Source organism: Metabacillus sp. YM-086, from assembly GCF_048059995.1.
GTDB lineage: Bacteria > Bacillota > Bacilli > Bacillales > Bacillaceae > Metabacillus > Metabacillus litoralis_B.
Genome location: NZ_JBLUOI010000116.1, coordinates 1 through 11,064 on the forward strand (window position 1 = coordinate 1; position 11,064 = coordinate 11,064).

Annotated in this window: 13 protein-coding genes; 11 read left to right on the forward strand and 2 right to left on the reverse strand. The window is 35.5% G+C overall.

All coding sequences use genetic code 11. From position 1 onward, the window contains the following. Window positions 1-558 (reverse strand): DUF445 domain-containing protein (locus tag ACEWK1_RS25895; protein ID WP_416636787.1); only part of this gene is annotated, 558 nt, incomplete at its 3' end. 119 nt (window positions 559-677) lie between these two features. Between ACEWK1_RS25895 and ACEWK1_RS25900 the strand changes: the two genes are divergently transcribed. The 8 genes from ACEWK1_RS25900 (at window position 678) to ACEWK1_RS25935 (ending at window position 8,402) form a co-directional block, all read left to right on the forward strand. Further along, entirely contained in the window at window positions 678-2,033 is a 1,356-nt protein-coding gene (locus tag ACEWK1_RS25900) for a YheC/YheD family protein (RefSeq protein WP_162987548.1), read from the forward strand. Window positions 2,034-2,080: 47 nt separating this feature from the next. Next, entirely contained in the window at window positions 2,081-3,178 is a 1,098-nt protein-coding gene (locus ACEWK1_RS25905) for a YheC/YheD family protein (RefSeq protein ID WP_212136060.1), read from the forward strand. Continuing rightward, a complete protein-coding gene (locus ACEWK1_RS25910; RefSeq protein WP_212136059.1) occupies window positions 3,171-4,544 on the forward strand; it encodes a YheC/YheD family protein in 1,374 nt (457 codons plus the stop codon). Before ACEWK1_RS25905 ends, ACEWK1_RS25910 begins: the two co-directional genes overlap by 8 nt. Beyond that, a complete protein-coding gene (locus ACEWK1_RS25915) occupies window positions 4,531-5,574 on the forward strand; it encodes a YheC/YheD family protein (protein WP_212136058.1) in 1,044 nt (347 codons plus the stop codon). Before ACEWK1_RS25910 ends, ACEWK1_RS25915 begins: the two co-directional genes overlap by 14 nt. Before the next feature lie 64 nt (window positions 5,575-5,638). Then, window positions 5,639-5,848, forward strand: coding sequence for a YheE family protein (locus ACEWK1_RS25920; protein ID WP_121664604.1), 210 nt, complete (start codon window positions 5,639-5,641; stop codon window positions 5,846-5,848). Window positions 5,849-5,906: 58 nt separating this feature from the next. Further along, the gene (locus ACEWK1_RS25925; protein ID WP_098795267.1) at window positions 5,907-6,098 is read left to right on the forward strand and encodes a hypothetical protein; all 192 of its coding nucleotides are present in this window, start codon (window positions 5,907-5,909) and stop codon (window positions 6,096-6,098) included. A 163-nt stretch (window positions 6,099-6,261) separates the two neighbouring features. Continuing rightward, a complete protein-coding gene (locus ACEWK1_RS25930) occupies window positions 6,262-7,161 on the forward strand; it encodes a PucR family transcriptional regulator (RefSeq protein ID WP_212136057.1) in 900 nt (299 codons plus the stop codon). Window positions 7,162-7,289: 128 nt separating this feature from the next. After that, on the forward strand, window positions 7,290-8,402 hold the full coding sequence (locus ACEWK1_RS25935; protein ID WP_121664602.1) for an ABC transporter ATP-binding protein: 1,113 nt from the start codon (window positions 7,290-7,292) through the stop codon (window positions 8,400-8,402). Window positions 8,403-8,447: 45 nt separating this feature from the next. Here ACEWK1_RS25935 and ACEWK1_RS25940 read toward each other — a convergent pair whose 3' ends face one another. Continuing rightward, on the reverse strand, window positions 8,448-8,690 hold the full coding sequence (locus tag ACEWK1_RS25940) for a hypothetical protein (RefSeq protein ID WP_212136580.1): 243 nt from the start codon (window positions 8,688-8,690) through the stop codon (window positions 8,448-8,450). Between the two features lie 393 nt (window positions 8,691-9,083). Between ACEWK1_RS25940 and ACEWK1_RS25945 the strand changes: the two genes are divergently transcribed. From ACEWK1_RS25945 to ACEWK1_RS25955, 3 genes are all read left to right on the forward strand, one after another. Beyond that, window positions 9,084-9,302, forward strand: coding sequence for an alpha/beta-type small acid-soluble spore protein (locus ACEWK1_RS25945; RefSeq protein ID WP_121664600.1), 219 nt, complete (start codon window positions 9,084-9,086; stop codon window positions 9,300-9,302). A gap of 166 nt (window positions 9,303-9,468) precedes the next feature. Beyond that, window positions 9,469-9,591 carry a hypothetical protein gene (locus ACEWK1_RS25950; protein WP_269671113.1) on the forward strand — a complete coding sequence of 41 codons (123 nt, stop codon included), beginning with the start codon at window positions 9,469-9,471 and terminating at the stop codon, window positions 9,589-9,591. Between the two features lie 103 nt (window positions 9,592-9,694). Next, window positions 9,695-10,315: an NAD(P)-dependent oxidoreductase gene (locus ACEWK1_RS25955; RefSeq protein WP_212136056.1), complete on the forward strand. Its 621-nt coding sequence runs from the start codon at window positions 9,695-9,697 to the stop codon at window positions 10,313-10,315. Window positions 10,316-11,064 lie beyond the last annotated feature (749 nt).

The window sequence follows — 11,064 nt, forward strand, 5'->3', positions numbered from 1 at the left end:
AAGCTTTTGCTTACCTTCCTTGCTTTCAAAATATGAAATGCCTTTATCAACAATAAATTGAGTCACCTTTGGAATAGCAACATAAACATCATCTAAAACATTTTTAGAAAGAACCTCATTTAACGGCTTTTGCGAATTTTCCTTTACCACTTGTTCGAATTTTCTATGAAGGAAATTTCTTAAGGTATCATTTACTACTTTCTCAGGCTCATGAATATTTAATGAATTCATAAGTTGTGATGGAGTTTTTTCAGAAATCACAAGCTTTCTAATCTGTGCTTCTCCCCAAGTAATAACCTGGTCTCTAAATTGTGATTGTAAAAATTTGCGTTTCATCCCTTCTGCTGTTAACAAATGCTGAACAACCATTTTTCCTAACTGTTCAGCAAGCTCCTCTCTTCGCTTCGGAATCAGTCCCGGTGTAAAAGGAACTCTTTTTCCTAAAAAATAGAGAGGTTTATAAGGACGAAAGAGCATTTTAATTGCCAATGAGTTCGTAACTCCCCCAATGGCTGCACCAATTACAATCATTATCACTGCCATAATTACATCTTTCATTACCATCTACCTTCCACAACATCACCTTTTTTTTTCAAAAACATACGATGTTATATCAACATCTGCCTAAGAACATTATAGAGCTTGTCTGTTAGGCGAGCAAATAAGGGGTTTCTATGATGCAAAGTATGATTGAAATAAAACAGTTACCATCAACTTTTAGACCAAATATATGTGAAATGAGTGAAGGACTCCGTGTTCATTTAGGTCTCCCTAAATTCGTTCATTCCCTGAAAATTAGTTGCGGAATGCATACTGTGTCCTGTCCAATCGTATTTATAGATGAGGAGAACTTTAGTTTGTCCGTTTCAAAGGAAACGTATGAAACGCTCAATCTACCTGACAAAACCTTATTTCTTCAAGGAGAACTTAAAAACCGTAATCAACTAAAGCTAGGGCCGGTAATTGGCCTGATAACAGAGATAAAGAAAAAGGATCAGGGTGTTCATTTTGGCTCCATTCATGATTTTTGCAAAGAACTTGCCTTGTTTTCCGAAAAAAATGGCTGCTTTTTCTATGTGTTTTCGTTTTCAACTTACAATAAGGAAAAAATGAGTGGCTACTATTTACATGACAATCAGTGGGTAAAAGCTACATTGCCATACCCTGATGTTGTTCATAACCGTATTCATTCTAGAAAACTGGAAAAATCAAAAAATTTCTTAGATATCACAACTGACTTTATTGAAAATAAAATACCATATTTTAATGATCGTTTTCTAAATAAATGGGAAATTCATCAAATTCTATCTGCAAGTGAACATCTTATTCCTTATTTACCTGAAAGCATGCTCTTAGAGTCTAAATCTAATTTAGAAGATATGCTTAACGAGAAAAAGGATCTTTTCATTAAACCAATTAACGGAAGCCAGGGGAAAAGAATTTTTAGAGTAATAGAACATGAAGACAGCTCCTACTCTCTTGATTTTACTACTTTTTCCGGTGAGATCAAAAAAGAATATGATAGCTTTGATCAATTATTCACCGCTCTTTACCCTCGCTTAAAAAAAGAAGGTTTTCTCCTGCAAGAAACGATCAAATTAAAACAATATCAAAATCGAACATTAGATTTTCGGTTTTTATGTCATAAGAAAGACCTGCATCATTGGAAGGTTTCTTCAGCTGTTGCCAGAGTGTCAGGAGATCAACAATTTGTTGCTAATTTAGCAAGAGGCGGAGAAATCTTTAAAATAAAAAGCTTGCTTAATGAATTATTTGGAGAAAAAGAAGGTCTTCATTTAAAGAAACTATTATCAGAGCTTTCTTTAGAAATTGTTGATGTTGTATGTATTCAAGCAGGTGGAGAATTCGGAGAGTTCGGCATTGATTTAGCACTTGACGATGATGGCCACCCTTGGATCATCGAAGTGAATACAAAGCCCTCTAAATCAGAGGATGATCCCAAAAAAGGCAAAGTTCGTCCATCTGCTAAATCAGTTATAAACTATTGTCAGTTTTTATATGATCAAAAATAAATCTAACTGCTTCACAATGAAAGGAAACGAAAAGGAAGTGACTTAACATGCACAAAGTTACATTAGGTTTTTTAGCTGTACATCTAAATCATGAAAATGGATATGCAACAGAAATTGCCAAACGAAGTGCTTCATTTAATATCGAGTGCGTTCGTTTTGAACCTACCTCCATTGATCCTTCTACTTTAACCATTAACGGTGAAAAATATGATTCAATAACCCAAACATGGAAGATAGCTTCCTTTTCAATTCCTACTTTTATTTATGACCGCTGCTTTTATAACAATCAACAAGCATCAAAAAAAAGCAAGCCAATTGTTGACTGGTTAAAGAAAAACCCTTCAACAACATTTTTAGGGTTTGGATTGCCTGATAAATGGCAAATTTATTCAAACTTAATGGATAGTGAGCCCATCAATTCCTACCTACCTGAAACCGAAAAACTAACAACATCTGCACAAATTATAAAACATATTAGAACTAATTCTAGTTGCATGTTAAAACCTATATCTGGATCTAGAGGAAACGGAATCATTGCTGTTAGGCAAACTTCAAATGATATAAACATCACTTATCATAAAGGTCACGATAAAAAAACAAAATCATTTCAGTCATTACAGCTATTTTCAGATTGGTGTGAAAGGCTTATAAAGCAGCAAAGCTATCTGCTTCAACCCTTTCTTTCCCTTACAGATCAGGAAGGTTATCCGTTCGATATTCGCTTACTTCTTCAAAAGGATCGAAATGGAGAGTGGATTCTAGTAGAAAAAGGGGTACGTAAAGGGTATCATGGATCGTTTTTATCAAACTTAAACAGTGGTGGAGCTCCGATCACATATGAAGAATGGTCAAAGTCTTTAACAATGAAGCAAAAGTTTTTACTTGAAGATGAGCTTTCTACAATCATTACCCATTTGCCAAAGTTGCTTGATATGAAGTTTAATAGATTGTTTGAAGTAGGAATCGATATAGGTTTTGCACAGGATGGATCCACATGGATACTTGATATTAATTCAAAACCGGGTCGAAAAACCTTTGTTGAAACAAAGCCACATTTAAAAGATGTTCTTTATGAATCTCCATTAGCATATTGTCATTATTTAATGAAGCAAAGAGATAACAAAGGAGCTGAAGTCAATGAATAAAATCTATTCCATTCAAATAAGAGATACAGAGCAATTAACCATTTCTTTACCTATAACTGCTCAACATTTCGGTAAGATTGGATTCGTTTCTTTCGGTACGATTACCCTACCATGTGATGTTTTGTATGATGAAACACTCATAGATAACATTGTAATACCGAGAGAATTATCAGAACAACTGCTGCTTCCTGCCTTAGGAAAGACTCACCTTATCATTCATGACTATACATTACACCTAGGTCCGTTGGTTGGCATCTTTACGGCAGGCTTTACAGAGTCCTCATTACGCCCAATTGGTGAGCGCTCTCTTTTCTTTGCTAAGTTTTTATCCATTGATCAGTCACTTGGCATCTATTCCTTTGTGTTTGGCGCTCATCATATTAACTGGGAAGAAGGCACAATTGAAGGTTACACATATGGAAAAAACGGTTGGAAAAGAGGGACCTTTCCTTTTCCTAATGCTGTTTATGACCGACTACCAAATAGAAGAATTGAAAACCACCAAGCACTTAAACTTGTTAAAAAACGGTTAACAGAAGAATATACAATTCCATGGTACAATCCAGGTTTTTTTAATAAATGGTCCATGCATCAGCTTCTTATCCAAGATACTGAGGTTGCACATTACTTACCTGAAACCATTCACAACCCTTCTATAAGTCAGATGGAGGAAATGCTTTCATCGTATAAAAGCATTTATTTAAAGCCTGCAAATGGGAGCTTAGGATTAGGAGTGTTTCAGCTCATGTATTCACGTGAAGAGAATACATATTATTCACGTTACCGAGATGATAAGGAAATTAATAGACTTAGAAGATATCCATCTCTTGAAAGCTTCTTAAAAGCTTCTTTTAAAGACAGACTTCTATCAAGTTATCTTGCACAACAGGGAATTAAGCTTATTCGATTTGATGGTAAAGCAATTGATTTTCGAATTCATACAAATAAAGATGAGTACGGAAGCTGGAAGGTTACCGCACTAGCTGCAAAGGTTGCTGGTCGTGGCAGTGTAACCACCCATTTAAATAATGGTGGAGTTGTTAAAACACTTGAAGAAATTTATGATGACCCTCAGGAGAGAATGAAAACATTCCATAACTTAACCGAGGCAGCTATTACACTAAGTAAAAAAATTGATCAGCATATTAAAGGCTTTATCGGAGAAATAGGTTTTGATTTTGGGGTAGATCAAGACGGTCGAGTATGGATGTTTGAAGCTAATTCAAAGCCAGGAAGATCTATCTTTTCACATCCTGAGCTGAAGGATGCGGACCTTACAACAAGAAAAGCATCCCTTCAATATGGTGTTTATTTATCGAAAAAAGCAATATTTCATCCAGAGGAATTAGTTCATGAAGAAAACTGATTATGTCCCTCTTGTAGGAATTCTAGCAAGCAAAGGTGGCAAAAACCATATTTTTCGTGGTAATGCTACAGTTTTCAAAAATATCCAAAGTGAACTTTCTAAATTCGGCGGGTTATCCTTTGTTTTTACAACAGATGGTGTTGAAGAAAATGGTGTTAATGGCTATGTTTATTTTTTTGAATGGAAGAAATGGGGAAAGATTTCTTTCCCTTTTCCTGATATCATTTATAATAAAATTTCGTCTCGAAGTGAAGAAATTTCAAAAGAGGTTGTAGCGCTAAAAGCATTATATGAACAGCAAAGAAAACCATTTTTCAACTATGGCTTTTTTAACAAATGGGAAACGTACTCCGCTCTGTCTCAGGATAGTGAAATGCAATCTTATTTACCAAAAACATGGCTACTTACTGATATAGTACATATATCCGACCTTCTTCATTCTCATTACTCTCTTTATGCTAAACCCAAAAATGGTCACAAAGGATCTGGCATTTATAAGCTTTCACGAAAAGAAGCTCATTACACGATCCAATCAAATACAACCACTATTTACTACAATGAAGAAAACTTTAGGACATGGGTTAACAGTCATTTAAATAGAGAAAAATACCTTCTTCAAGAAGAAATTATAACGGATAAGATCGAAGACTGTAAGTATGATTTACGCGTTATTTGTTTATATCGAGACAATGAATACAAACCTGTTGGAATCGGTGTAAGGAAGGCATCAAAAAGCTCGATTATAACACATGTCCCAAATGGTGGCGAAATCATTTCGTTTGAACAGGTTAAGGAGCGATGCTCAACTAAACAAATCAACTGGCTCGCAAACAAAGTAGGGACACTTTTAACAAAAGCATTTGGCTTTGTTGGTGAATTTTCGTTGGACATTGGTCTAACTCCAGAAGGCTGGCCCTTTCTTTTTGAGGTAAATTCAAAACCAATGATTTTTGATGAGCAAGAGATTCAGAAACAACGGATCACTGAGCTTGTACAATTATTTATTGAATTAGAAAAATACCATAAATAGGTAGAAGGAATTCTCCCATTTTCGCCGTATTATTTCTATAATGGTTAGGAAGGGAGCGATTAGCTTGATTACACATTTTCAATACAAACCATTGTTCAAACAAGCAAAGTTACCTGGCTGGCGTATTTCATTTTATTTTAGAGGTTCACATTATGATGGGATTTACCATAAAAATGGACAAATTGAATGGGGATCTGTCACACCACTCAAAGAAGATGAAACAAAGTTACAAACGCAAATTCATGAATTAATGCTATTTCACGTTTATGAGTAAACATGAATGATCATTTCCTCTTGGACACAAAATAGTGTTCAAGGAGGTTGGTACTTGTATGAAAGATAGAGATGAAGCAGTTAAACAGGATATTAATTATGAAGGAAAAGATAAAGCCTATCTCGATATTGATCGAATGATCAATGAAGGCTTATCAGGTGGATCTGTTCATATGAGAGAGGATTCAACAAATATTGAAGAAGCAAGAAAACTTGTTGAAGAAGAGCCACCAAATACCATTGATGATTAAAAGCTGCTACTTGCAGCTTTTTTTATTTGCTCTAAAACAGTATGATATATTTCAAATCCTTTTACTTGTTTATAAAGGTGTAATCTTTTACCATTTAATTTATATAAAATCGATTTTTCAGAAAAAAAATCAACACAGATCTAGACCAAGAAGGAGCCCTTGTATGTTAGAAAATTTAAAGAAGCACTATGGAGAGGCGCTAACAACAAACTATAATCGTCATGATACAAATTTCGAATGGTTTCAGACAGATCTTGGAAAACCTTTTGGAATTTTAAAATCTGTATTAAGTTCTGAAGAAAGAAATTTATTATCATTGCTCTTTCAATCAACAAATAGTATTGATGAAACTCAATACACATTGAATCAGCGGAAATGGTATGATTTTTTATTCAGTGATAATCATGAAAAACTACCTCCGCTTCCTAATGATCATACCTCTTTACGCTTTTATTATTTTTTCCTTAAACAGCCAATTGATGACAAACAAAATTTCGAAGAAGCCGTTAAAGGAATTATGAACACAGAGCTTGTCATCTGGTTAAGTCTGTCACATGGAATTATGATCGAGGAAAAGCCTAACTACATTTTAGAAGTTGATTTATTAAAAGACTTAAGTGATACACTGACAACAGATTTTTATGTCGAACCGTTTATTTACATAGGACAATTACAAAAAAACGATATCTCACTCAAAGAGAAATTTTCGCTAGAACATGCCTGCTTTCAAAACATTCATCGTTCCAGCAATAAAGACAAGGTTCTTAGCTTTTATGATGTCTTACCAACCCTTATCATGAGAGCCCCTTCTATGTTAAGAAAGGAAATATTATCAAATCATTTCTTAGAAATAATAGAAGATAAAGAGCTTCTCCACACGATTGAGGCATTTTTCCAATCAAATTTAAATGCTTCCTCAACTGCCAAAAGGCTATTTATTCACCGTAACAGTCTGCAATATCGCTTGGAAAAACTACTTGAAAAAACCGGGTTGGACATTCGCATTTTTTCAAATGCAGCCTTTATTTTTCTTGCCATTATTCTAGCTCAACAAGAACAATAAGATAACGTTTACAAGTTGCACAAAATCATCTTCCTATTTTCGTGCAACTTGTACGTTTACTTCTTAAACTGAAATCCCTTACAATGAAACCAAGTTAAAACGCTTTCAAATTAAGGGAGGAATTAGTAATGGCTGAATTACAATTAAACAATATTTATAAAATTTATGATAATAAAGTAACTGCTGTAGAAGATTTCAATCTTCACATTCAAGATAAAGAGTTTATCGTATTCGTTGGTCCATCTGGTTGTGGTAAATCTACTACACTTCGTATGGTTGCAGGATTAGAAGAGATTTCAAAAGGTGACTTCTTCATTGATGGAAAACGTATGAATGATGTTGCACCAAAAGACCGTGACATCGCAATGGTATTCCAAAACTACGCTCTATATCCACATATGAACGTATATGATAACATGGCATTCGGCTTAAAGCTTCGTAAATTACCTAAAGATGAAATCGAGCGTCGTGTAACTGAAGCTGCGAAAATCTTAGGTCTTGAGCAATACCTACAACGTAAACCAAAAGCTTTATCTGGTGGTCAACGTCAGCGTGTTGCTTTAGGTCGTGCGATCGTTCGTGATGCAAAGGTATTCTTAATGGATGAGCCATTATCAAACCTTGATGCTAAGCTTCGTGTAGCAATGCGTGCTGAAATCACAAAATTACACCAACGCTTACAAACAACAACAATCTACGTAACACATGACCAAACTGAAGCGATGACAATGGCTACTCGACTTGTTGTATTAAAAGATGGTATCATCCAACAAGTAGGTTCACCTAAAGAAGTTTATGACAAGCCTGAAAATGCATTCGTTGGCGGATTCATCGGATCTCCTGCAATGAACTTCTTTAAAGGAACTCTTACAGATGGTAAATTCTCTTTCGGTACTACTTCTGTAGCTGTACCCGAAGGTAAAATGAAGTACCTACGTGAGCAAGGCTATGTAAACAAAGAAATTCTAATGGGTGTACGTCCAGAAGAAATCCATGATGAGCCTGTTTTCATCGAATCATCACAAGGAACTAAAATCACAGCTAAAATCGAAGTAGCTGAGTTAATGGGTGCTGAAACAATGCTTTATTCTGAAATTGATGGTCAATCTTTTGTAGCACGTGTTGACTCTCGTACAGATGTAAAGCCAGGTCAATCACTTGATTTAGCATTAGACATGAACAAAGCTCACTTCTTTGATACTGAATCAGAAATTCGTATTCGTCCTGCTGGCGAAAAATAATATCTAACAGAAAAACGAGAGGGACCGTTGGTTCCCTCTCGTTTTTCATTCCTGAATAATATTTGTTTCTTGATGCTGACAACTTGAACAATAAAAGTAATGCAAACACAAATGATCTTCTAGGGATGTTAATTGCCCGTCATATATCTTCATCATATCAATATCCATATATGCGCTATAATCATCAAAATAATCTGTTACCTTCCCCTTATCTTCCATAACTGTTTTACAATTTGGACATTGAATGATCCTTTCCTCAAGTCCATTACATAAAGGACACAAATGCATCATTTCAGCCCCTTTATCAATCTCATATGTCTAGAATCTCTCAACAAAGAAGCTTTTATGTAGGTTCTTTCAGGTAAAGTTTATAACTTTTTAAAATTCTTTTTATTTTTTTGCATACTTTCAAAGGAAGCCGCTCATAATACTAAACAATCAACCAAGAATTTTTCAGTTCAAATCATTTAGCAAAAAAGCAACTGAAAATTTCTCAAAAAAAAATGTATATAAACAAAAAAAAGATCCATAATACTTAGTAACAACAAACAAACACAAACAACACATCAACTTAAATCAATGGGTTAAGCCGAGCAAGGCTATGAAGGACAAGCTTTCTTCATACGTTGGTGCAACTCCAACTAACCCAACCATAAAACTATTATGAGGAGATGAATAGAAATGTCACAAAGTTCAAACAACAGCAATTCGTCTAATCAACTAGTAGTACCAGGAGCAGCTCAAGCTATCGATCAAATGAAATATGAGATCGCTTCTGAATTCGGTGTTAACCTTGGTGGAGAAACTACTTCACGTGCAAACGGTTCTGTAGGTGGAGAAATCACTAAGCGTTTAGTATCAATGGCTCAACAATCTATGAGCGGTTATACTCAACAATAACAATTTCATATAATTGGCTAAGAGGTCGGCACAATCGTGTCGGCCTCTTTCTTTTTTATGTATCAAACAAGTCATTAACACCATATAGTATATAAACATCATACTTTAAACGTAGATTTTCACACATTTAACTCTCCTGAAACATAAGAAAAGGAGTTGAAGATCCATGTTTGATGCGATCGATTGGAAACAAGTGGGATTTGTTGGATACACTTTATTTCATGAATATATTGTTCATATACGATTTCCCCAAATTCATTATTGGGAACAAGCAAAAAAGAGACTTTAATCGGGCTGACATTTAGTATGTCAGCTTTTTTAAATGTATGTAGCATATTTTCCTAAATATAAAAAGTTCGGTATAGTAATAATATATGGAAAGAGGTGAAAATATGAAGAAGATTACCTTATTTGGAGCAACTGGCCGTGTTGGAAAGGAAATATTAAATTTTCTTTTATCAGGTGGTTATTCTGTAACAGTTCTTATCCGATCTCCTGAAAAAATAATCACCTCCCCTAATTTAAGGATCATAAAAGGTGATGCAACTAACTTTAAAGATGTAGAGCTAGCTATAAGTGACAGTGACGCAGTTGTGAGCGCATTGAACACGGATGGTCAACACACTCTTTCTCTTGCCACTCCAAATATGATTGAAGCAATGGTAGCTAAAAACATTACACGAATCATCACAATTGGCACTGCAGGAATCTTGCAATCACGTGTACAACCGGAGCTTTTTCGTTTTCAATCAACTGAATCACGCCGTAGAACTACAAGAGCCGCAGAAGAGCATTTGGCAGCATTTAACATGTTAAAAAGCAGCCCTTTAAAATGGACAATCATCTGTCCAACTTATCTTCCTGATGGAAAATTAACAAAACAATATCGTTACTCCGCTGATTTTTTACCACTAGACGGAAAAGAAATATCTGTTGAAGATACTGCTCATTTTACATATGATCAACTGTTTAAAGAGGATTTCGCTTATAAACGGGTAGGTATTTGCTATTAGTGATTAAGATAGGCTTTTTCGAAAAGATTGTGTGTTTAGACACTATCGGGACACATTCGCTTTGCTTATACCTTCATCTGTCCCGATTCTAACACTATCGGGACACAAACGATTTGCTCATGCCTTCATCTGTCCCGATTTTCTCACTATCGAGACATAACCGCTTTGCTCATACCTTCATTTGTCTCGATTCTCTCTCTATCGGGACACATTTGCTTTGCTCACACCTTTCTCTGTCCCGATTTTCTCACTATCGGGACACAACAGCTTTGCTCATACCTTCATTTGTCCCGTTCCCCCACTATCGGGAAACAACAGCTTTGCTCACATCTTCATCTGTCCCGATTTTCTCACTATCGAGACATAACCGCTTTGCTCACTCCTTCATTTGTCTCGATTCTCTCACTATCGGGACACATTCGCTTTGCTCACTCCTTCATTTGTCCCGATTCCCCCACTATCGGGACACATTCGCTTTGCTCACACCTTCATCTGTCCCGATTTTCTCACTATCGAGACATAACCGCTTTGCTCACACCTCTCTCTGTCCCGATTCTCCCACTATCGGGACACATTCGCTTTGCTCACTCCTTCATTTGTCCCGATTCCCCCACTATCGGGACACAACAGCTTTGTTCACATCTTCATCTGTCCCGATTTTCTCACTATCGATATAAATGCTAATTTAATAATGAACAAAGATGATTACATAAAAATGTACAGTTTTGTGATGTACATGCATACTTAGT